This window comes from Ruegeria sp. HKCCA5463 (genome assembly GCF_013034175.1).
GTDB lineage: Bacteria > Pseudomonadota > Alphaproteobacteria > Rhodobacterales > Rhodobacteraceae > Ruegeria.
Genome location: NZ_WQFL01000004.1, coordinates 241210 through 264099, shown reverse-complemented (window position 1 = coordinate 264099; position 22890 = coordinate 241210). Strand labels below are relative to the sequence as shown.

General features: G+C 58.8%; 21 protein-coding genes. 4 read left to right on the top strand and 17 right to left on the bottom strand.

Going from position 1 to position 22890, the window contains the following annotated elements:
* The 14 genes from GOW09_RS11150 to GOW09_RS11085 form a co-directional block, all read right to left on the bottom strand.
* Positions 1 to 1158, bottom strand: a complete 1158-nt coding sequence (locus tag GOW09_RS11150) for an FIST N-terminal domain-containing protein (RefSeq protein WP_171118295.1) — start codon at positions 1156 to 1158, stop codon at positions 1 to 3.
* 9 nt (positions 1159 to 1167) lie between these two features.
* Complete coding sequence (locus GOW09_RS11145; RefSeq protein ID WP_171118293.1) at positions 1168 to 1887, bottom strand: response regulator transcription factor; 720 nt, start codon at positions 1885 to 1887, stop codon at positions 1168 to 1170.
* 101 nt (positions 1888 to 1988) lie between these two features.
* Positions 1989 to 3179, bottom strand: a complete 1191-nt coding sequence (locus tag GOW09_RS11140; protein ID WP_171118291.1) for a BatD family protein — start codon at positions 3177 to 3179, stop codon at positions 1989 to 1991.
* Positions 3176 to 3850 (bottom strand): tetratricopeptide repeat protein, encoded by a 675-nt coding sequence (locus tag GOW09_RS11135; RefSeq protein ID WP_171118288.1) that lies wholly within the window; start codon positions 3848 to 3850, stop codon positions 3176 to 3178. Before GOW09_RS11135 ends, GOW09_RS11140 begins: the two co-directional genes overlap by 4 nt.
* Positions 3847 to 4746 carry a vWA domain-containing protein gene (locus GOW09_RS11130; RefSeq protein WP_171118287.1) on the bottom strand — a complete coding sequence of 300 codons (900 nt, stop codon included), beginning with the start codon at positions 4744 to 4746 and terminating at the stop codon, positions 3847 to 3849. Before GOW09_RS11130 ends, GOW09_RS11135 begins: the two co-directional genes overlap by 4 nt.
* Complete coding sequence (locus GOW09_RS11125) at positions 4746 to 5705, bottom strand: VWA domain-containing protein (RefSeq protein WP_171118284.1); 960 nt, start codon at positions 5703 to 5705, stop codon at positions 4746 to 4748. The genes GOW09_RS11130 and GOW09_RS11125 overlap by 1 nt, the downstream gene beginning before the upstream one ends.
* Positions 5698 to 6069: a hypothetical protein gene (locus GOW09_RS11120; protein WP_171118282.1), complete on the bottom strand. Its 372-nt coding sequence runs from the start codon at positions 6067 to 6069 to the stop codon at positions 5698 to 5700. Before GOW09_RS11120 ends, GOW09_RS11125 begins: the two co-directional genes overlap by 8 nt.
* Positions 6066 to 6962 (bottom strand): DUF58 domain-containing protein, encoded by an 897-nt coding sequence (locus GOW09_RS11115; protein WP_371808042.1) that lies wholly within the window; start codon positions 6960 to 6962, stop codon positions 6066 to 6068. The genes GOW09_RS11120 and GOW09_RS11115 overlap by 4 nt, the downstream gene beginning before the upstream one ends.
* 5 nt (positions 6963 to 6967) lie before the next feature.
* Positions 6968 to 7924, bottom strand: a complete 957-nt coding sequence (locus tag GOW09_RS11110) for a MoxR family ATPase (RefSeq protein WP_171118280.1) — start codon at positions 7922 to 7924, stop codon at positions 6968 to 6970.
* A gap of 84 nt (positions 7925 to 8008) precedes the next feature.
* Positions 8009 to 8935, bottom strand: a complete 927-nt coding sequence (locus GOW09_RS11105; protein ID WP_171118278.1) for a hypothetical protein — start codon at positions 8933 to 8935, stop codon at positions 8009 to 8011.
* 454 nt (positions 8936 to 9389) lie between these two features.
* Positions 9390 to 10397: a glutamate cyclase domain-containing protein gene (locus GOW09_RS11100; RefSeq protein WP_171118276.1), complete on the bottom strand. Its 1008-nt coding sequence runs from the start codon at positions 10395 to 10397 to the stop codon at positions 9390 to 9392.
* Positions 10394 to 11653 carry an aminotransferase class I/II-fold pyridoxal phosphate-dependent enzyme gene (locus GOW09_RS11095; protein ID WP_171118274.1) on the bottom strand — a complete coding sequence of 420 codons (1260 nt, stop codon included), beginning with the start codon at positions 11651 to 11653 and terminating at the stop codon, positions 10394 to 10396. Before GOW09_RS11095 ends, GOW09_RS11100 begins: the two co-directional genes overlap by 4 nt.
* 2 nt (positions 11654 to 11655) lie before the next feature.
* Positions 11656 to 13131 carry an aldehyde dehydrogenase family protein gene (locus GOW09_RS11090; RefSeq protein ID WP_171118272.1) on the bottom strand — a complete coding sequence of 492 codons (1476 nt, stop codon included), beginning with the start codon at positions 13129 to 13131 and terminating at the stop codon, positions 11656 to 11658.
* Between the two features lie 3 nt (positions 13132 to 13134).
* The gene (locus GOW09_RS11085; protein WP_216603845.1) at positions 13135 to 14049 is read right to left on the bottom strand and encodes an NAD(P)-dependent oxidoreductase; all 915 of its coding nucleotides are present in this window, start codon (positions 14047 to 14049) and stop codon (positions 13135 to 13137) included.
* 135 nt (positions 14050 to 14184) lie between these two features.
* Between GOW09_RS11085 and GOW09_RS11080 the strand changes: the two genes are divergently transcribed.
* Together GOW09_RS11080 and GOW09_RS11075 are read left to right on the top strand one after the other, a co-directional pair.
* Positions 14185 to 15681, top strand: a complete 1497-nt coding sequence (locus GOW09_RS11080) for a trimethylamine methyltransferase family protein (RefSeq protein WP_171118270.1) — start codon at positions 14185 to 14187, stop codon at positions 15679 to 15681.
* A gap of 4 nt (positions 15682 to 15685) precedes the next feature.
* Positions 15686 to 18112: an FAD-dependent oxidoreductase gene (locus tag GOW09_RS11075; protein WP_171118268.1), complete on the top strand. Its 2427-nt coding sequence runs from the start codon at positions 15686 to 15688 to the stop codon at positions 18110 to 18112.
* 84 nt (positions 18113 to 18196) lie between these two features.
* On the opposite strand, the gene GOW09_RS11070 is transcribed toward GOW09_RS11075, so the two are convergent.
* A complete protein-coding gene (locus GOW09_RS11070) occupies positions 18197 to 18859 on the bottom strand; it encodes an aminotransferase class III-fold pyridoxal phosphate-dependent enzyme (RefSeq protein ID WP_171118266.1) in 663 nt (220 codons plus the stop codon).
* Between the two features lie 4 nt (positions 18860 to 18863).
* Complete coding sequence (locus tag GOW09_RS11065; protein ID WP_171118265.1) at positions 18864 to 19016, bottom strand: hypothetical protein; 153 nt, start codon at positions 19014 to 19016, stop codon at positions 18864 to 18866.
* 452 nt (positions 19017 to 19468) lie between these two features.
* Between GOW09_RS11065 and GOW09_RS11060 the strand changes: the two genes are divergently transcribed.
* Complete coding sequence (locus GOW09_RS11060) at positions 19469 to 20527, top strand: LysR family transcriptional regulator (RefSeq protein WP_371808041.1); 1059 nt, start codon at positions 19469 to 19471, stop codon at positions 20525 to 20527.
* Positions 20528 to 20536: 9 nt separating this feature from the next.
* The gene (locus GOW09_RS11055) at positions 20537 to 20815 is read left to right on the top strand and encodes a hypothetical protein (protein ID WP_171118260.1); all 279 of its coding nucleotides are present in this window, start codon (positions 20537 to 20539) and stop codon (positions 20813 to 20815) included.
* Here the strand turns inward: GOW09_RS11055 and GOW09_RS11050 are convergent, their stop codons facing one another.
* Complete coding sequence (locus tag GOW09_RS11050; protein WP_171118258.1) at positions 20816 to 22780, bottom strand: CocE/NonD family hydrolase; 1965 nt, start codon at positions 22778 to 22780, stop codon at positions 20816 to 20818.
* Positions 22781 to 22890 lie beyond the last annotated feature (110 nt).

Genomic DNA, 22890 nt, shown 5'->3' with positions numbered 1-22890 from the left:
TCAGCTCAGTTCCCGCTTTTCGGGTTCAAAGAAAGCGACCCCTACAAAGGTCTGGTTCATGTGTACGCCGGATTGCTGCTCTCCGTAGGTGTTGAAGCCAACCACCCGGTGGGATTGCAAAACATCCGAAACCTGTTTGCTCAACTGCTTCTGTTCGATTTCGAGTTTCCGCAGAATACAGTCGAATCCAAGAATGAAATCCGGGGCCGCGCCGGTGTTGTCGCGCACATTCAGTCCAGCTTCGAGCGTTTCAATGATCTCCTTCCCGCGCCCCAGTGTCATGATAAGGCCGTCATCGATCGCCGCTAGAAAAGACAGGGATCCCCCCTCCATCGGTTCACGAATGGCACGCACATAGTAATTGAGGTTCTGCCTGAGAAGCAGCGGGTTTTCCGCGAATACCAGTGGCGAAAGATCTTCGGCCGCGCACCCGACCAGTCGTGCATATTCCTTCGCTGCCGGCGCCCCGTTGATCTCATACACCACGCGTTCTTCCGGGTTGGCGTCGGTGATGATGATCTCTGACCCGATGGGCAGGAAATGATCAAAACCGATACCCTGAAAACCAAGGTTGGTTTCAATCAGCAACAGGACGGCAGCATTGTTGTGCGCACTGCCACCGTGAAAAACGAACGTCTCTTCATATTGAAGGCCATCCCCGGCAGAGCCGCCGAATATCGGCAATCCATCCAGAACGGTTTCCAGCGTTGAAACCAGCAAGTCTTCCTGCTTGGACAATCCATCCGTAAACACCAGCGCCAGCCTGTTCCACCCCGCCGTGTGGCGGAATCTTTCGGCCAACCGCTGCGCTGCGGCAGCGATTTCCATTGAATTGAGCGGCCTGAGCGACTCGAAAAGAATGGACGAACACCGAAAGTTGGACTTTGGAAAGGCCAACAGCAAAAGCGCATGCGATTCATAACCCGATCGCGTGATTTGACCTGCGGTGGTGCAGCCAAAGACTGGAACACCCGCAAGTCTTCTGTTCAGGCAACGTGACACCTCTGCCGGGTCAAGAGTGCTGGGGACAAAGGCCAGGACAAAGCAGGACGACAGACTATCGATTTCCGCGCAGGCTTCTTCAACGGCGGTCGTCGGGTCCAAATCATCGGAACGGCCAATCACAATGAAATTCGGTTCATGCTCCAGATCCCGCATGTGTCCCCCCTAGTGTTGAAGAAAGGATTTGACCTCCGGTTCGTGTCGCGACTGTCTGGCGACAACCGAGTCGACCAGAACAGCGGCCTGGGTCCGGTTGCGCACCCCAAGGCGGCGCAGCAAAGCGGTGATATGTGCCTTGACCGTCGCCTCTGCCAACGACAGCTCATATGCAATCTGTTTGTTGGATTGGCCCACGCAGATAAGCTTGAGAATTTTGACCTGCTGCGGCGTCAGTGATGAAAGCTCGGGGCTGGATTGGTAGACGGTGCTTTCGGAGGGCTTCAGCTCTTCGACGCGGTTGTATTCGGTGGGTACGTATCTCCGCCCAGAGGTGATCTCCTGAATGGCGTGTTTCAGGGTTTGCGCCGGCGTATCTTTCGGCAGAAATCCCATCGCACCGTGGTCCAGCAAAGATCTTACCAGCTCTCCGGATGCCAAGGACGATATCACCAGAACCGGCGCATTCGGACAGCGCTGCCGTAGCTGCTGAAAACCCGAGATACCCGTTACGTCCGGCAATTTCAGATCGAACATGATCAGATCGGGCTTGAAGCCTGCGCCAAGTATTTCAAGTGTCTGCTTCAGCGTGTTGGCTTTTTCAATTCGGCAGTTCTCGAAACTCAACTGCAACGCCGCGGCCAACGCATCGCTGAACAGCGGATGATCATCCACGATAAGCACGCTGGACACCTGGTCCACCGGTTTAGGGCATCCCGCAATGTGCATTGCTTCTCCTCCGACAGGAAAGGTACAGCATTTCCCGATCAGTTCAACTGTTTCATTTTGAGACACGCGAAAGATACCATAGATAACAAATGCTTGATGACTCAGCCGGTCTGGTTCCTGAGGAAGACCCTGGCAAACGCGTTCAAATCGGGCGCCGCAGCATTGGGATCAAAATACTGCCTGTCAAAGTCTTGCATGTGTTTGAGTCGACTGGATGAAGGGCCGTCGCGGCGCAGGATGGCAGAAGCCGCTTGCCGCAGCCTGTCTGCGCGACCAGCCCTGGCACTGCGCCGCAATTCCCGGGCCAACGGATCAAAAACCCCAAAGCGGCGCAATGCCCTTGAAACGGCCAGTTTGTGACCGGACAGCCCCAATCCCAAACCGGCCAGAAAAACGACAATGGCGATTGCGGCCATTGGCCAACCCAACAGCGTTGCTGGTGGCGCATCTGCCTCTGCGCCGCCAAGGCCTGCGTTTTCGATGGCCGTGCCATAGGCAATGCGTTGTGGTGAGATGACGACCTCTCGGGTTTCGCGGGCCACGGTATCAAAATAACTGAATTGCAAGGGTTCAACGATGCCGGACGTGTCGTTCGAGGGGCGTATGGTCCAGCGCCAGAACGCATGGGTGACCGGCCCTTCCGGGGTCAGTTCGACAAGCCGTTTCTCAGGATGCGGGAAGATCAGGGCCGAAGGCGAGGTCAACTCGGGCATGGGCGGGATCATCTCGGGCGTCGCGCCCAGGGCTTCCAGTCGAATGACGCGCAAGACCCCCTCACCCGACGCAAGTTGATCCGGCGCATTCGACCACTGATCGGAAATCTGCAATTTGCGAACCGGAAACCACCACTCCTTGGTGGCCGGGGCTTGCGCCACCTGAATGGTCAGCGGCTCTGATTGAATCTCGTGTTCGAACCAGTCGTCATTTTCGTCTGTCAGGGTCAACCTGTGCACAAACGGACCAATTGTAAGCTTGCCTGCCTCGACAGGATAGATCGCCATCCGTCGGGTGAACACTTTGTATTTCCGGCCATTGATCCTTTGCTCCGACCAGCTGTCCGGGCCCAGTTGCGCCCAGCTGAACCCATCCAAGCGGGGTTGGATCAGCTCTTCGCGCGTGATGTGCCGACGATAGACACCCCGGATCGTCAACAGCACCATCTCTTGGGTGAACGGAACCGGGGCATTGTCTTCGATGGCAACTTTGATCAACGCCTCGGACGGCAGCACTGTTTTCGACTGCGCCAAAACCTGCATCGGAAATGCAATAAGAAGCAGAAACAGCCACTTCATTCCGGGTTCTCCGCTTCTGGAGGCGAAAGACCAAGCTTTGCCCGGCGTTTGTGTTCGTGTGCGATCCGGGCCGCCATGAACTCACCCGGAACATCGGAAAGCTGATTGAGCCAGCGCAGATCGGCAACCATGAACTTGTCATCAAAGATGCGGCGCACGCCCAGTTGCCCGCGACTGTCCAATTCCGCCAGTCCCAGCATCGTGTTCGCGTTCGTGACCTCACTGCCGGTTCCCGCCGCCCGCGCATTCCCGCGCGCGACAAAACTGTCGGCCTTGGGGCCGGATTTGCGTTCGGGGAAAAGGCTCAACGCCTCTAGGGTGATCTGCTGCCCTGCGTAATAGGCGGCCAGCACATCGAAATTCGCCTGAGCATCCAGGTTTCCCCTGGCCATGGCCTGATCATAGGCTTCCAGCGCGGCGGCCAATTGGCCGGTCCGGGCGTAAGCATTGCCGAGGTTGTACTGGTTCCCGGCGCGCTCGAAAGCACTGGCCGCTTTGTCAAAAACGCCCGCGCGGTAGAAGGCGACACCTTGCCAGTCAGGGTCGGGAAACAGCTTTGCAGCCATTGGATACAGACCGATTGCCAATGTGACGCGGCCAAATGGGGCAGCGCCGCCCAGCGCAAAGGCAACGGCAATACAAGTGGCACCTGCAATCGCGAACCACCTCATGCCCCTTCCCTCCAGAACAAAAACAGCAGGGGGAGCAATGCGAAATACAGCAAGTACCGCCCCAGATCATGCCAGAACAGCACCGGATAGTCCGCCCGTATCAAGCGGGTTGCGGCATCATCTGCCAGCCAATTGGCCAGATCATCTGACTGGTCCAAAGTGAAGACAGCGCCACCGCCGAGCGCGGCGTGGGTTTGGATTTGCGCAGTCGTGGGGTGAACCGACACCAAGGACACGCGCACCCCTCGTGCGGCAAGCAATGCGACCCGCTGCAATGAGGGTGATCCCAGCCCGTCCCCGTCAGTGAACAGGACGACGTCCCCGGCCAGGATGCCCGCCCCTTCCATCCGCTGCAACGCCAAAGCCAGCGCGCGTTCGGGTCGCGATCCCTTGTCCGGAACGGTCTGACCATCGATGAGCGACAGCGTTTGTCCCAATTGGCGGTGATCGGTGGTCATATCCGTGGCGACATAGGCATCACCCGCGTAAACGATGATGCCGCCGGGGCGGGACCCAAGCGCACTGACACCCAAACGCCCCATGCTCAGCAGTTGCGGCCAGCGGTCGTCTTCCACCACGCTGTCTGATGCATCCACAAGGAACAATACGCCATCCAGATTGCGATAGGTCTGCGCGTCGCGCCGTTCGATTGCAGGGCCGGTCAAGGCAGTTGCGATGATGCCGGTGGTCAGCAGCAAGGCGGCTGGTTTAACCGGGAAGGAGCCGCCTTCGATCCGGCCGATCGCGGCCATCGCCTGGACAAGCTGCGGATCGGTGATCTTGTCCCAGGCTCCGAACCCTCCGGCACGGGAAAGCAACCACCACCCTGCCCCGCAGATGACAGGCAACAAAAGCCCCCAGGCCGGTCTGAGCAGAGTGACATCCAGCTCAATCATCACGCTTGCCTCCACGCCGCCAACAGGGCAAGCGCGGCCGCCATTGCTGCGGGCCAGGTCCAAAATGATCGGTAGACCTCGGCCGTAAGGCCCGCGCTGTCCGTCGCTTCCAGCCGATCCAAGGCTTGAGTCACGTCGACAAGATCATCGGTGGTTTTGACGCGAAACGCTTCGCCGCCGGAAATTTCGGCAATGGCGCGCAGGGTTGTCGCATCGACGACGCCGCGCTCACCAGGTTCGGCGCTTTGCAGGTCTTTCGGGCCCAGAGCAATCGTATGGACCCGCACCCCGATCTCGGCCGCCAGTTCGGCCACGCCACCGGGATTCGTAGCGCCCGCGTTGTTCACCCCATCCGACAACAGAATGACGACCCGCGACGCCGCCTGGCTGTTGGCCAGGCGCTTCAAAGCAAGGCCCAGACCATCGGATATGTTTGTCGCACGGCCCGAGATACCGATCGTGGCCTCTTGGATCCGTCGCGCGACAGCCTCTGTATCGAAAGTGAAAGGCGTGGCGAAATAGGCTTCGGATCCGAAAACAATCAAGGCCACCCGGTCGCCGGCGCGGCGTCGGGCGAACTCGGATCCAACGCGGGTCACCGCCTGCAAACGGGTGATCTGGTGCCCATCGAGATAAAAGTCCTCCCGCACCATCGATCCCGAAAGATCCAGAACAATCGCAAGGTCCCGTCCGGACACTTTCAAGGCGCTGACGGGTTGCAGTTGGCGCGGACCGGACAGTGCAAAAATCATGAGCCCCCAAATGATCCACAAAATCAGGAGGTCCGCCAAAGTCCGGGTCCTGGCCTGAGCCTGTGGGCTGGCCGCCATAAGCATTCCACCTATGCGGTCCGGAACTGGGAACCCCCGCTCGAAAACCGGCCGCGGCTTGACCAAACGTGTGATGACAAGAGGCAATGGCAGCGCCAGCAAGATCCAGGGGTCAGCAAGCTCAAACACGACCCGCGACCTCCTCTTGCAGGGTCGCCAGATCCGGTTCGCCGCCGGGTTGATAAAGATCACCCGTCAACTCTGCATAACGCTTCGGATTCTGAGCGCGCAGTTTGTGCAAAAGAGCCACCCTGCGGCGATCCACGGACCACCCCGGTTGTTCAGCAGATTTATCAGGTGGATCCGGCCGCCTGTTTGCCGCGGTCCTGACACTCAACAACCGCAAGATTGCGACACAGCCGACCGAGGCCAGCGCCGCGATACCAAGAACAGCCGCGTATTCCGCAACCGCCCCGCCTGCGGCCTCGGCGGGCAAATGGATATCCCGCAGGCTGGCCAGCATCGTGGCTTCAGAGAGTGCTTTCTCACTCATGCCACATATCTTGCCGCGAAAACCGACGAAATGCGACGAGAGGTTTGTTCGACCGGGTCACTAGCATTCAGGACAAGCGCGGGATGTGCTGCCACCCTCTGAAACGCAAGTACACCGGCAGGCTCTGCCCGGGCCAGATAGACCCGCTTTTGCCGCCCATCTGAAAGGCGGATCGGATACCAGCCTCTTGGCATCTCATGCGCTTTGCTTTCGGTCACAAGCAGCAGTCTGGGGGTGCGGCGATGATCGAGCCGGCCCAGCACGTCCGAAAAGCCCTCTCCCTGCTGATCGAAGCCAGACGCGATGATAATCTCGGCCCCCGTCGGCGTCAGGCGCTCAACGCCGGCAAGTGCCTGTTCCAGCGTCCAGCTTTCATCCTCACCTTTTTGCAGCGCGGTCAGACTGCGCGCATGAGCCTGAACCAGGCCACCGATCACGTCCAGCATTCCGCGCGTTTTCCCTCTCAACGGTACGATGACGGGTGCGCCGGGGGTAAGCGCCAACAGACCAACACGCCCGCCGCTTTCAACCATGAACCACCCGATCAGGGTCAAGGCTTCGGCGGCAGCGACTGACAGAAACGCCCGCTGGATGCCCCAGAACATCGGTGCACGAAAATCCGCAACCAACAGGGCGACGCGGTCCTGTTCCTCCTGAAACTGCCGGATATGCATACGCCCCGTGCGGGCGGTTGTTCCGCGATCCAAATGACGAATGTCATCCCCGTCCACATATTCGCGTACATCTGCAACCTCGACGCCCTGACCGCGCTTTCGGGTCAGAAATCCTCCGGGCAGGGCCGTCATTGTCGGGTTGCCGTGGTCGGTCACTGCGATATGCCGCAATGCAATCAAGGCCTCGGTCGTCAGGCGAACCCCCGCATGTGCCAGCACCCCCGTCACAGCGGCTCGACCGCATTCAGAATTTCGGCCACCAACTCGCGCGGCTTTTTCCCATCTGCAACGGCTCTCCAGGTCAGCACCATGCGGTGGGCCAGCGCATCGGGCGCAACAGCGGCGACATCTTCAGGCAGGGCGAAATCCCGGCCCCGCAGATAGGCGCGCGCGCGCGATGCGGAGGCCAGAGCCAATGACCCGCGCGGCGAGACTGCGTGTTCAATATATTCGGAAAACGGACCTTCACGGGTCGCAAGCACAAGCCGTACGATATAGTCCCGCAATTCTGGCGCGACGTGAACCGACTGTGCCTCGGTACGGGCAATCTTCAGCTCCTCAAGCGTCATCCGCTGCGCGTCCGGAGGCCCATTCCGGGTTTCGGCGATGACCAGATCAAGGATCTCACGTTCCGTTTCCAGATCCGGCAATGTCAGTACGACATGCAGCAGAAACCTGTCCAACTGCGCCTCGGGCAAGGGAAAGGTTCCATCATGTTCAATGGGGTTCTGGGTCGCCACGACCAGAAAGGGATCCGGCAGGGCATATGTTTCATTGCCAACCGTAACCTGGTGTTCTGCCATGGCCTCCAGCAAGGCAGACTGCACCTTTGGTGGCGCGCGGTTGATCTCGTCAACCAGCACCAGCGTGTGAAACACCGGCCCCGGAACAAACTCAAAGCGGCCTTCCTGAGGCTGGTAAACTGGTGTTCCGGTCAGATCAGAAGGCATCAGGTCAGGTGTGCATTGAATACGGGCAAAGCCGCCCTCGACAGCGTTTGACAGCCATTTGACGGCCCGTGTCTTCGCCAGCCCGGGCGGACCTTCTACAAGAAGATGGCCACCTTCCAGCAGCGCGATCAAAAGAGAGTCCACCAGATGCGCGTGACCGATAAGCCCCTGCGACAGATACGCGGACAATCCCGCAATGACGCGTGGCGGGTTTTCAGGCCTCGTATCCATATGTCCTCCCATAGCCTCTGAGGGCGCATTGCCTGCGCTCAGGCTACCCGGAGTCACCCGCCCGACAAAACACGTCAGATGGTATTACCTGGGCACACGAACCGAATTGGCGCAGCCTTCATCAAAAAGGGCTGCAAATCTGGGATTGGCCAGGGTTTCGTCCGCCTGCGCCCATAGCCGATCATATTGGGCGTCAATGTATTCGATAAAGCCGGGGTCTATGGTTTGATCCACCGGGGATTGCGCGACAGCATGCATCATAAAGACGTCAAACGCACAAAGACCGCTTGGGTTCGAAGCCAGCAATGCGCGCATGAAGTCGTGCGAACTCCAAGGCAGGCGCTGCAAGTTTACCGGCGTTTCCTGCAATTTCGACAAGAACCCTGACGATTTGTCATATAACAGGATGTCCATGCCAAAGGTGAAGGACTGAAACAGCTCTTCCAGCAGGATCGATTTGTGAAAATCCCTTTCAAGCTTGCTGGGCCGATCATGCGCCGGTTGTTTCACCACAATATGGGTCCCCTGCCCCCGATGACCAAAAAAGGTCTGTGCCATCGCCGGTGATGTCACCACATAGTTTCGACCCGCAGGCAAACCAAGCTGGTGGAGTTCGCTGAGCCAGTCGATATCTGACGAAAGGTCCCGATTGGGAGGGTACCCGGAATACAATCGCAAAACCACGGTTCGACCGGTTCCACAATCGCGCGCAGACGGGCCAGCGTAGCGCATGGGTGTCGGGTGGCCGAAGCTGTGTTTCAGCAACGCCCGAAAGGTATCAAGAACGACAAGCGTTTGCGGATGCGGTTTTTCACCGACCAGGCACAAGGCTGCACCGGCCTGATCGCGGCCATTGATGTGCACGGGGATCGCCATGTCACGCCCCAGCATCGTGGACCGCAGCTCATACCCCCATCCTCTCTGTGCAAGTTCGATATAATCGCTCTTCTCTGCACAAAGCGCGCCTGCAAAAGCGACAATCGCCAATATTTGCAACAACAGATAGCGCATTCAGCCCCTCTCAATGTGACGCACATTCTATCTGGGATACGGGTCTCTCGCAAAATTCATTGAGACCCGCCTCGATGGGAATGGCGATCCTTTTAGCCCACCAGCTGAGCAACCTGCTGAACCGGAAAGAGCGACCTGGCGTGAATTGAAATTGCTGGTCATGTTGACCAGTTCCATTCCCGCAAGGACGTATATTTTTGTACCGACGGACTTAGACCATAGCATTGGCTTTGCCAGACATTTGTTGAACCGATGGCCTTGCTCAACAATGCTATCAGGAAATTTCAACCTTACGTTTACAATTGGACCGAAAGCCATCCGCACGTTAAACTCAGGCGCATCAACCGCCAAAACTTTGCAGCAGAGCCCCCGTCACAGGGCAATTTTCCACATGAGCGATGGGGTCGCGGAAATTGCGAAGGAGTGTTTCGGTTATCACGGTTGGGTCTTTCTGCTATGACGGCGCTTTGCGGGTAATGGCCTCGGCCATTTCCGCCAGCGCGATATGGGTGGTGTCCTTGATGCCGTCCACATGGGGGTCGATGATCCCATCGGCAGAATTGATCAGCCCGTTGGCGGTCATGACCTTCAACAGGCGGGCTTCCATCGCTGGGGTGTGGATCAGGCGGGCGTCGCCTGTGCGCATGGCCATGGCCGCGCAAATCGCTGTGCAGCCCCAATTCGAAACCGCAGCGGTCATCAGGATATCGGCGCCAGAGGTCGCGCCGATCCCACCACCGCATGCGCAATCGCCGGGGGCAGCAAAGGGAACGGCGATTTTCACGATATCGGCGACCAGCCCCATGCCGATCTCGTTGCCGCCATCACCCACAGCCAGCGTCGGGATACCTCGCGCCATGGCAGCATCGAACAGCATGTCGATGCGCGCCCGGCCTAAGCCGTAGTCGCGCCCACGCATGTTGTAATAAATGCCGTTTTCGTTGCGCCCCACGCGTTCGGTCGAGACCATGATATCGGGCTTGAGCTGATTCAGCATCTTGGCCGCCGCAACAGCGCCCTCGGCATCTGTCACCGGATACGGCAGCAAGGTTGCGCAGGCCATTGAGCCATCCGCACTGGCCTTGCGCGTCGTCTCAAGATCCACGATCGCGACGCCACAGGCCTGCAAGGTAGCAGCCATGGGCGGGATCAGTGTTTCCTCAATCACCAATACGCAGGTTGCTTTTCGGGCGAGCCAAAGCGCGCGAATGAGGGCCGCCGCCCCGGACGGGCCATCGTTTTCGCCCAAAGCCGGAGACAGCCACGCCCGCGACACGGATCCCGTGGTGACGATTGCCGTCCCGCTTTCGGGCATGGCAAGCAGCAAATCCGCCGCGGCGCCGCACAACGCTTGGCCCGCCAAGGCGCGCGAGGCGTCATAGAGCGGCTCGATCCCCCGGTTGCCGAGGTCGAGGTTCACCAGCCGGTCCAGCCTGTCATCATACTTTGCAAATTCGCTCATGACTCGTCTCCGAACAAAACCGCCGTGAACCACGCGTCATCGTCAAGCCTGTGCGACACTTCTTCTGTGGCCGAGTCCAGCGCCGACACCAAAGCGGCAACCCCACCCACAGCGGTCACAGCTCCGGCGGTCGGTTTCAGGCGCAGCGAAACCCTTCCGCCCGGCGCGCCATGGGTGTTCACGGTCAAAACGCCGTGCTCTTTCAGCAATAGCATACCGATGGCCGCTGTCGCCTCTGCCGGGACAATGTCAGTCTTGTCCCGTCCTGCCAGTGACAGCACCCGCGCTAACACGTCCTCTTCATCCAGCATCGGCCCCAAATCAGACCGCAGCACAACCTCTGCACCCCAGGCCCCGGCCATCGCTTCTGCAATGGACGCGCCGTCGCTTGCCTCGATCCGCAAATCTTCCGGGTCAAAGGCCTGCAGGCTGCGCATCGCGCCGGCCGCTATGGGTGCGCGTGCCTCCTGGCCCAGTTCCGACGCCTTGGCAAGCGTGGCCAGTACCGGCGCGGACGCCCCACAAAGGATGCCCGCACGCGGGCCGCACAGGCCCGCCTTATCCGCATTCGTGATGGCTATATCCGCTCCCATGGAAAGGCTCAGCGCTCCACCATGCAGCACCGGGCGCAGACGCGCGCCATAAGCTTCGTCCAGGAACACGGTGGCGCCCGCGGCCCGCCCCTCAGCTATGGCGCGGCTCGTCTCGGCGTCCGGCAATCGCGCCAACGTGCTTGTGACAGTCGTGATCACCACCAATGCGGGCGCGTGCGTGGCTATCGCTGGCCCTAGGTCCGCCGATCCTTCGATTTCCACAAGCTCGACGCCCGCCAGCCGACATCCGCGCACAACCGATGCGTGGCTGCGGTCCTTATCGGGCACCACGGAGACCACGGGTCGCCCATCGCATAGCGCCAATATGGCCGCCACAATACCTGCACTTGTGCGGTTGGTGACAGCGACCGTATCCCCGCCCCCGAAATGCGCGATGGCAGCCTGGGTCAGTTCCGCTGAAAACAGGCCCGGTCCCACCCATTCTTCGCAATAGGTCGACAGATCATCCGGTTTCAGCGGAAAGTAACGCGGGTTACCTGTAAAAATCCCAATTCCGTCAGCCCCGCGCGTTTCCACGACCTCTGCCGCGACCACTTGCGCATGGCGCAGCCGGCGGATTTCGGTCGCGCTGGAGGACAAATATCGCCCCCGCGCATAGCCGACCGAAGCGTCAATCATGTTCCCGAATCGGTCTGTTTCCATGCCTACAGCGCCACGGTCACGCACTTACGATAGGTATAGGCCTCAAGCGCGCCTTCGATAGAATATTCGCTGCCCATTCCGGATTGCTTGATCCCGCCGTAAGACATCCCGGGGATTTGCCCGCCACCCTGATTGACCTGCACCCAGCCGGCCTCCAGCGCGCGGGTCATGCGGATGACGGTGCTCATGTCGTGGCTGAAAATGAACGCCGCCAGCCCGTAATGCGTGTCGTTGGCCTGCGCGATCATATCGGCCTCATCCTCCCACGGGATTGCGACCAGGACAGGGCCAAACACTTCTTCGCGGGCAATCCGCCAAGAATTGTCTAGCCCCGTCAGGATTGTGGGGATCGGATGAAACCCATTGTCTGTAGCCTTTGGCGTTTCGCCCGTCAGGAATGTGGCGCCTTGCTCTTCGGCCTCAGCGACATAGGCACAAATCTCAGAGTAGCGTTCTTCATTCACCACGGCCCCGATGTCGCTGTCTTCATCCAGCGCATCGCCGATTTTCATCGCAGCGGCTTTTTCTGCGACCAAAGGCATCAGGTCATCCCAGACAGATTTATGCACAAACAGGCGAGATCCGGCTGTGCAGCTTTGCCCCTGACGTGCAAATCGCATGGCATTGACCACACCTTGCGCCGTGGCGTCGATACGCTCTGGTGCGCAAGCGTCGGGAAAGATGATGCAGGGGCTTTTGCCCCCCAGTTCAAGCGTTACATTGGCCACCCGATCCGCCACGGAATGAGCCACCAGTTTGCCCACTTCGGACGATCCGGTGAACGACACTTTCGCGATACCGGGATGATTGACCAGCGCCGCGCCGGCCTCTTCCCCAAGCCCGGTGACCACGTTGAAGACACCTGGTGGAAAGATGTCGGCAGCCAGCTCAACCAGCCTCAGAACGGCGAGTGGCGCATCTTCGGCAGGCTTCAGGACGATGCAGTTGCCCGTGGCCAGCGCCATGGAAATCTTCACCGCGCCTAATTGCAAGGGCGAGTTCCATGGGATGATCGAGCCGACAACGCCCAATGGCTCGCGCGTGGAATACGACATCAGCCCGGGGCCAAAGGGCAGCGTTTCGCCCTTTTGCTCACCCGCAACACCGCCATAATACTTGAGCACTCCAGCCGCGCCCATCGCTTCGCCCCGTGATTGTGTGCGGACCGCATTGCCACTTTCGGCGGCCAGAACGCGGGCGACCTCTTCGGCATGTGTGGTCAGGCGGTTGCCCAGTTCGGTCAGCATTGCGCCGCGTTCTGCGGCAGGTCGCGCGGCCCAGTCCTGGCGCGCCCGCTCAGCGGCGGCAACGGCAAGGCTTACTTCTACTTTGGTCCCCCGGCCAATCTCGCAGATCGTTTCGCGCCGCGAGGGGTTTTCAACTGCCAGCATCTCTCCGCTTGCGGGCCAATGCCATTGCCCGTCTATGAAGGACCCGGCCAACCCATCTGTGGGCAAGGTGTAATCCAGAATAGCCATGTGTTATTCCTTCTGGTGCTCGGGCAATGCCCGAAGCGTGGTGTAAAAGGCCGAGAAGTCGCGGTCGCCGCGCGTTTCGGCAAATTTTGTAAAGGCTTTGGCCGCCTCGGCCCCGAAAGGCGTGGGCTGTCCGCTCGACTTTGCCGCCGCCTGAGCAAGTTGCAAATCCTTTGCCATCAGGCGCACGGCAAAGCCGGGGTCAAAGTTGTTGGACGATGGGGCGTCGGGAACCACACCGGGAATCGGGCAGCGGTTTTCAAGCGTCCAGCTTTGCGCCGCGGCCCCCGCGCACAACGCATAGAATTTGTCGAGATCGAGGTCCAAGGCGTCGGCAAGCGCAAATCCTTCCATCACCGCCATCGCGGTAATACCGCAGATCATGTTGTGACTGGCCTTCGCGGCCTGCCCCGTTCCGGGTCCACCGAAATGGGTAATTTTGGAACCCATTGCCAGCAGGATTGGTTGCGCCCGTTCGATGTTCGCCGCGTCTCCGCCGACCATGAAGCTAAGTGTCCCGGCCTCGGCCCCAGCAGGGCCGCCGGAAACGGGCGCGTCTAGCATTGCCAACCCATGAGACATCGCCTCAAGGGCGAGCGCATGCGCCGTGTTCACATCAATGGTCGAACAATCGATCACCAGCGCGCCAGGTTTGGCAGCCGCTCGGATCAGTGTCTCATGAACGCGCGCGACGTGATCGGCTTCTGGCAGCATGGTGATAATGACCTCTGCCGCTGCGATGCTATCCGACGACGGCGCGATCGCACCGACAAACGCTTCACGCATTTCGGGGCTGATATCCATGCCCGTTACGTCATGGCCTGCGTCCCGCAGAACTTGCGCCATCGGACGGCCCATCGTGCCCAAGCCAATAAACGCAATCCTCGCCATGTTCACCCCGCCGAAGTCGTAGGACGTCAAACCCTAGTCCTTAGTATTGCGCAGGAAAAGCCGACGTTTGCATGAAAGATTCTGGTCTGAGTGCGCGAATTTTCGAATTGCCATTGCGTGAGTTTGCGCAATCCTTGCGTAGATTGTTCTTCTAAGGACCGCCCGATGGCCCGCAGAATCCGCTCAAAAACCGACCGTCGCGCGCCCCGCATCACTCCGCCTCCACAGGGTGGGCGGTTTGCGCCACTGGATGCTGCTGCGGTTGATCGGATCGTGCAGGCCGCGTTTGATATCCTTGCGCGGACCGGGATCGCAGAATGCCCCGATGCCATCGCAGCGCAATTCGTCAATGCCGGGGCAACCAGACGTTCGGATGGGCGGGTCTGCTTTTCGCAATCGATGGTGGAAACCGCCATTGCGCGGGCGGCGAGGCGCGTAAATCTACCAGGGTTTGTGGAGGATATGGGCCTGACCGTTGGCGGCGGCCGTGTGCATATCGGAACAGGCGGAGCGGCGACAGAGGTTCTGGACAGCGCCACCGGCGAGTTTCGCGGTGCCCAGCTGTACGATCTCTACGATCTTATGCAGTTGGTGGGACGATTGCAGAACATCCACTACGGTTTGCGCCCGGTGATTGCACGGGACATGGACCAGCCCTTGCTGCTGGACCTCAACACCGGGTTTGCCTGTCTCAGGGCCTGCCCCAAACCCATCGGGATCAGCTTTGACAGCGCCGCGCATCTGGATCCGGCTATCGCCATGTTTGATATGTCCCTGGGCCACGAGGGCGCCTTTCGGGCGCAACCCTTCTGTTTCGGCGTGATCGTGCATGCGGTCTCGCCGCTGCGCTTTGCGCCCGAAGGGTTAGAGATTATGCAACGGGCCATGGCCCACAGAATGCCGCTGCAGATCTGCACCGCGGCACAGGCGGGGGCAACCAGCCCTGTCACTTTGGCGGGCGCGCTGGCGCAGGGTCTTGCGGAAACGCTGGCTGGGTTGATGGTCGTCGACGCCCTCGAGCCGGGGTATCCCTGCATCTTTGCGTTCATGCCATTCATTTCCGATTTGCGCACCGGTGCAATGACAGGTGGATCAGGCGAAGCTGCCGTCGCCGCCGCTGCCGCCACGCAACTGCTGTTGCATCTAGGCTTGCCGTCAACCGCTTCTGCGGGAATGACCGATGCCAAAACCCCCGATGCGCAGGCGGGGTATGAAAAAGGGTACACGGTGGCTCTTGCAGCGCAAGCCGGGGCAGACATGATCAACCTGTCTGTTGGCATGCTCGGGTCCATCATGGCCGCCTCGCGCGAGGCATTGGTGATCGACGATGACATGTGTGGCGCGATCCTACGGTCGGTTCGCGGGGTCGAGTTGACCGAAACCGCGATCGACCTCAGCCGAATCGAAGCCGTGGCGACCGGCGACGGCCACTACCTGGGCGAGGCGCAGACACTGGAACTCATGAAATCCGAATACACTTATCCGAGCCTCGGCAACCGGCAGAGCATTTCGGATTGGAAAGATGCCGGGTCGCGCACGATCTGGGATGTCGCTGTTGATCGCAGCGCCGAGATGTTGCGCGAGCCACCAACCCATTTGCCCAAGGACCGGGAGGCCGCGATACGCGCCGCTTTCGATATCCGATTGCCCGAAGGAAAATAGCCCCATGAAAGACACTGCCCGCGTTGTTGTGATTGGCGGGGGGGCCGTTGGCACCTCAATCCTGTATCATCTCGCTTTGGCCGGCGTAACTGATACGCTTCTACTTGAGCGCAACGAACTGACCTCCGGCTCGACCTGGCACGCAGCCGGCAACATCCCGACCTACGCGACTTCATGGCTGGGAATGAGGGCAGGAAACTACGGCTGGTCAACCTATAAAGATCTGGCCGAAAAGGTGGGCAGCGCGATCACCTATCGTCATACGTCGGCGTTCTGGCCTGCCCATACGCCGGAACGGATGGACCTGTTCCACCATCTTTGCGGAATTTCGGAGAGCGCAGGCTTCGATCTGCAGATGCTGAGCCCGTCCGAGATGGACAAGATTCACCCGTTCTGGCATCCGGACGAATCCGTTCTGGGCGGTATTCTGGACCCTTACGAAGGTGACATTGACCCCAGCCAGCTAACGCAAGCGCTGGCCAAGGGCGCACGGGATCTGGGGGCGCAGGTGGAACGCTTTGCGCCCGTGAAAGCCATTGACCGCACGGCGTCAGGGGAATGGCTGGTCACTTGTGCGAAAGGCACAGTAAAGGCAGAGATCGTCATCAACGCAGGTGGCTTTTACGGCCGCAAAATCTCCGAGATGGCAGGATTGCCTGCCCCGGTGGTCACGCTCGAGCACCAGTATCTTGTGACCGAACCGCTCAAAGCGTTGGAGGATCATGCCGATCTTTTCCCACTGGTGCGTGACCCCGATATCCGCTTCTATCTGCGCCGCGAACGCAACGCTTTCCTTGTTGGTTCCTACGCCCATGATGGTCGCCCCGCGTGGGAGGAGGACGGCCCGCCGGATGACTTTGCGCATCAGCTTTTCCCTGACAGTGTTGAGGATATTCTGGATGTGCTGGAGGCGACGATGGTCCATGTGCCGCTGCTTGGCGAAGCGGGCGCGCAGCGGTTTGTCAACGGCCCCATCGCCTATGCCCCAGATGCCCTGCCGCTGGTCGGCCCGGCGGCGGGTGCGCCGAATTTCTATCAAGCGACTGGCGTGCAGGTTGGCATCACCCATTCGGCCGCTATCGGCAAAGCGATGGCCGAATGGATCACCGAAGGCGAAACAGAATGGGACCTCAGTGCGTGGGATCCGCGCCGCTTTGGCGATTGGACCACGCAGGACTATGCCCATTCCCGTGCCTCGCAACACTATGATCTGCAATATGCCATTCCATTTCCGCATCGGAACATGCAGCGTGGCCGCCCGGTGCTATGTACCCCGCTTTTTGAACGCCTGAAGGATCAGGGCGCCGTCATGGGCCAGATCGCCGGGTGGGAGCGCGCCTTCTGGTTCGAAACCGATGCGATCAAGGACAATGGCGATGCCGACCTGTCCTTCCACCACGAACCCTGGCAGGAAGCTGTCGCGCAAGAATGCAAAACCTTGGCAAGAAGCGTCGGCGTCATGGATCACGGCGGTTTCACCAAATACGATCTGCGCGGCCCCGGCGCTGAGGCGTTCCTATCCAGCGTCCTGTGCGGCGGCGTTCCGAAACCGGGACGCGTCCGGCTCAGCTATATGCTGACCCCAAAGGGGCACATCTGGTCAGAAGCCACCGTTGCGCGACTGACGGGTGACAGGTTCCTTCTATGTGGCCCGACCCTGGCCGATCTGCGAGACTTCGACTGGCTGAACACCCACCTACCAGCAGAGGGCGTCACACTAAGCCGCGGCTACAAACACGATGCCGCTTTGATGGTCATGGGCCCCAAATCGCGAGAGGTGCTTGCCCCGCTGACCGATGCAGACCTGTCTGCCGCTGCTGCCCCGTGGCTGTCAGTGGCCGAGATCACGCTGGCCGGCTTTCCTGTCACCGCGATGCGCGTATCATACGTCGGTGAGCTGGGTTGGGAGTTGCATCTGGCTTCCGAGCACCTTGTAGCGGTCTACGACACGATCATGACGCGCGTGACCGAGGTTGGCGGCTGCCAGTTCGGCTCCTACGCGCTGAACGCGATGCGGATCGAAAAAGGTTATCACGGATGGGGTTCGGATTTCGGAACGGAATATACGCTTTACGATGCGGGTCTGGGCCGGTTTGCCAATATGAATAAGGGGGAGTTCATCGGACGCGATGCGGTCGAGCGGCAGTCTGGCGAGGAGGCCAACTGGGAATGGATCGGGCTGGAAATCAGTGACGACAGCCCCGAACCGCTTGCCTCTGATCCGATCCTGAAGGATGGCGAATGGATCGGGTACGTGACCTCAGCCAGCCAAGGCTATCGCACCGGAACACATTGTGTTCTGGCTTATATCAAGCGCGGATCACTGGGTATGGGGGCCGATTGCACGGTGCGTGTGCTTGGCCAGCCCCGCAACGCTCGGCGGCACAATCCCCATGTCTATGACCCGGACAATCTGAAAATGAAGGCCTGAACGACTAAAGGCGTCTGTATGAATAGGCACCTTTTTCTTTTGTCTGAAACTCAATTGGGCCGATGCGATGAAATCGCTGATTTCCTACCATGATGGCCGCGTTCTGGATAAGTCCCAGGCGCGCCCTTTCACCTCGGCCCGGACATCGTCCAAGGCGGCTTTCAGGATCGCAGTTGCCTCGTCGATCTCATCTTCGTTGATAATCAACGGCGGCATAAAACTAATCCGATCGGGCGGGACGGGCCGCAAGTACAGCCCCCGCGTGTGGGCGCGATTCTGCACCATTGTCCCCACCTTCAGCGCCGGATCCCACAGCGCACGCGTCCCTTTGCCCTGCACCAGTTGAATACCGCAAAACAGACCGATCCCGCGCACATGACCGATCAGATCTATGTCGCCATAGATTTTCAGCGCCTCCGACGCGACGGCGGCACCGACAGGGTGACCAGCATAAGTGAACCCGTGGCCCAGCACGCCGGGTGCGTCTGAGCTCAGCATCAGATCGTCAAAGAAATCCTGCCGGAACATGATCGCCGATATCGGGAAAAACGCTGCGGTCAGCGCCTTGGCGCAGGTGGTGATATCAGGGGTTAGATCGAAGGCCTCTACGCCCCAGTAATGCCCGGTGCGGCCAAAGCCGCAAACGGTCTCGTCCACATGGAAATGAATGTCATACTTCCGGATCACGGTCTGCATCGCATGCCACTTTCCCTTTGGCGGGCGGATCGCGCCGCCGCCGGATTGCATCGGCTCAGCAAAGAAACGCGGCGATTGTGTCTGGTCCCGCCTCCAGCACGGTGGCTTCGAACTCGGCCGCCATGCGGGCAGAGAACTCCTCCTCGGTTTCACTGGCCTCGGCATTTAAATAGTAGTTCGACGTCGACAGCTTGAGAAAATCATGCATCGGCAGACCAAAGCCCGCATGAATGTGAAGCTGGCCGGACAGAGCACCGCTGCTTTCGACGTTAGTGTGCGCGCTAAATCCGCGGCTCTTGGATGGGACCTCCCGTAAAATGTCGGCGCGAAAGGCAGTTCCTGCATCTGATCCATGGCCGCCCGCGCCAGCCGGTCGTCATGATTACCCAATGACACGCATCCCAACCCGAAAAAGCCGTCTATGATGCTTTGCCCATCATCCGTTTCAATCCGGACCCCTTGGCCGCGCGTCACCATCGCGGTGGGGCTATCTTGCTGATGCAGGCGGGCGTTCGTCTGTCCATGCACATGGAACTGACGGTCCCAAGCGCGGGGTGAATCGACGTCTGCGAGCTTGTCCATATGGATCTTGATCATCTGTGCCGGGGGTATTCTTGGCGAAAAATTATTGAGCAACACTCGCGTTAATCGTAGGTTTTCATGAACAACTTTCATGCAGAGATCAGTATGGAAAATCCCCGACTAGACATCCGCCACCTGCAGATGATCCGCGCCATTGGGAAAACCGGTCGCGTCGTTGACGCGGCCGATGAGTTGGGCCTGACACCGTCAGCGCTGTCCCACAGAATCCGCGAAGCAGAACGCAGGCTGGGTGTGCCCCTGTTTGAACGCATGCACAAGCGTTTGCGCATGACGGCTGCCGCCGAGTATCTTGCCCGATTCAGCGACAAGTTTCTGAGCGAGATGTATGTGATCGAAGATGAAGTGCGTCGGATGAATGCGGGCATTGATCACGTCGTGCGCATCGCGGTGGAAAACTACAGCGCCTATCACTGGTTCCCCGCGTTTCTGCAAATGTTTCGCGCTAAACACCCAGCGATCGATATTCAGATAATGGCTGGTTACCGTCGTGACATGGTCACATCGCTTCTGGACCGTCAGATTGACCTGGCCATCGTCGCCGGAGAGTCGAGCCATGCAGCGACGCGGTCGTTGCATCTCTTTCAGGATCCTCTTGTATTCGTTTGCGCGCCAGAACACCCGCTGGCCGGGGCTGCATCGGTATCTGCACGTGATATCGAAGGGCAACGGTTTATCACATTCACCAAGATCCCCGAGCCTGATCAAGAATTTGCAAGGCTGTTTCGTGCAGAACGTCGCTATCCCAACTGGACTGCAGCCGTCGAGTTGCCCGAAGCCATTGTCGAATTGGTTGCTGCAAACCAAGGTACAAGCATTCTGGCGCAATGGGCCGTCTCGCCACATGTGGCGTCCAAGCGTATCCTGGCAATACCGCTTGGCCCCGATCCGGTGCTCATGAATTGGAGTTGCAAGTTCCGCACAGACGAGCCTGAGGATGGGCCGGTGCTCCGCGTCGCGCATGCGCTTCAGGACTGGCAAATCGCTGGAAGGGCGTCTCGCCCCGCTACTGTGTCTTCGACAAGGATCAGCGCATCACCCATGCCGCAATCACCGAGAACAAGCGCCTCAGTTCCGTCCCGGAGTTCATCGAAGAAGAACAGGACAAAGCGCCACTGAAGAAACGATGTGCTGGCAAACAACGCTCAAGATACAAGCCAAACGGCCGTCGCAATGACGGTTGAAGCTCATTGGCTGATCGTAAGCGCATCAACGACCGCAAAGCCAGCTGGGGCTACGATTTATGAAACCTCTGCACTGTCAGGCTTTGCTGCCGCCGCGCACTATGGTGATATTTGTACTTTGCAGAACCAGCGACGTTTCTACTTGATTGCAACCAGTGCCGAGACATTGAAAACCTGCAATACAGCTAACACTGGTTGGAGGAAACCACTTGCGCTGCATTGATTAAGATTTACGCCAGTGCCGTGTCATGAAGATTTCTTTGTTCCATGTAACAATCAGTTCAGCATCCACCGTCGTATGCCCGAGCGATGAACACGCAGTCAAAGCAACTGAAACCTCTGCGGTTCCGTCAGGTCGCTCAAAAATCATTTTGTGATCAACGTTTGTCTCTTGCTCGACGACATCCGAGGTCTTCAATCTATGCACCATGCCTGTTTCGTAGCTAAAAACAGTACCCATCTGAGGGAATGCAGTCTTCACCAGTGGTTGGCGCCAGCCCATCTCGATACAGTTGTCACGGGTTTTATTCCAGCGTGTCAGCCTGTCAGCAGCAGAAGTGAAATGCGATTTCTCTTCTGGCAAATCTTCTGCAGGCGGAAGAGGTTCGCTTAAGTCGGAAGGCTTATTGGCCATCAAAGGAAGAACAAGTTCTCCATCATCCAGACTCAGGTCACCTTTCGGTGCCGCCGCGTGAATGAGGGGCCAGTAAAACGAAGAGAACGCTAGTCGGATGCGATGTCCTTTGCGGATGCGGTAGGCGGTTGAGTGAAAACGGATGTCTGCGTTAAATGCATCGGTTTTTGCCGAGGGCGAAATGCGATCCAGGTTCTCATCCAGCGACAGATTCCTGACGCCATAGGTTATACGTGCCGACACGCCGTCAGAATTTACATCACTGAGTCTTGCGATAATCTGATTTGGTTGGCCTTTCGTTTCTCCATGTAACCTCAAAACGACCGACCCATAGATTATCAGATCCTCTGTAAGAGGCGCTGTTTCGAAAACCAAAGAACGGGAATCATCAAAGTTTTGATCAAGGGGTAAACCGCCGGTTCGGCCAAAATACCCTGTATCCCCTGCGCTTTGCCCCACCGTCGGATCTGCTGGAACGATCCACCGCTCGTGGTTGGTATTGGATTTTAGTGAAGACAGGGAAATTTCCTGAACTTTTGTTTCTTGGATCGTTGGGCCACTTTCTATCCATTTCCCTGTGGCCATGGATAAAAAATCCTGCGGATCAACGTATTCGCGTAACCAAACCCGAAGCCGCGGCCAGTTTGGCGTTTGAGACGTGTCTGACTTCAGCCAGTGATCCCACCAATCCAGAGCCAGTTTCTGAAACCCGACGGCGGGTCCGGGCGACCCTTGATCTGGATAGTGGTGACCCCAAGGGCCAACCACCCCCCAAACCTGGGTCGGTCGCGCATCAACCAGAGACATTACCGAATTGGAATAGCGATCGCTCCACCCTCCGATAGCCAGAACCGGGACAGAAAGTGCATCTGCTTGATGAATGACAGAACCGTGTCGCCAGTATTGCCCCCTACCATCCTCGCGCAGCCAGTTTTCCAATGGAAACGTAAGGTTCTCAATTCTCTCTTTCCACAGCGCTTTCCAATCTGTCCCGACATTTGCCGTTGGAGGCGAGGCCAGAATAGCCGGAAGCGTCGCACCCCATTCGAACGTATCCGACAAAACGCAACCACCCATATAGTGGATGTCATCCTCAAAACGGTCATGGGTTGCGCAAACGGCGATCGCCGCCTTCAGCGCATCGGGCGCGTTCACACTGGCCTGCAACGATGCCGTACCGCCCCAGGACGTGCCGAACATTCCCACACGGCCATTGCACCAAGGTTGCGCAGCCAGCCACTTGATCACTTGTCGCGCATCGTCCAGTTCAGCCTGAGCATACATATCCGGCATGTGCCCTTCGCTGTCGCCCGAGCCCCGCATGTCAACCCGAATGCAGGCGTAGCCGTGGGCTGCAAAGTAGGGGTGGTTCCTTTCATCGCGCGCGCGCACCATGTCGGTTTTGCGGTACGGGATGTATTCCAAAATGGCAGGAACAGGCATCTGTGTTACCGGGCACCACAGACGGCCTGCCAAACGTACGCCATCAGGCATTTCGATCCATAGATGGTCTGTCTCTGACACTTTGAAGGGATGATCGGTTTGATCGGTCATTTTGATCCGCCGCGTGGAATCCATGTCTGCCTCACTTCTGCAAATCCAGATCGAACATGCAATAGTTTCGTGCTATTCGTCCAAAAATAGAATTTGACTTTAAAATTCTA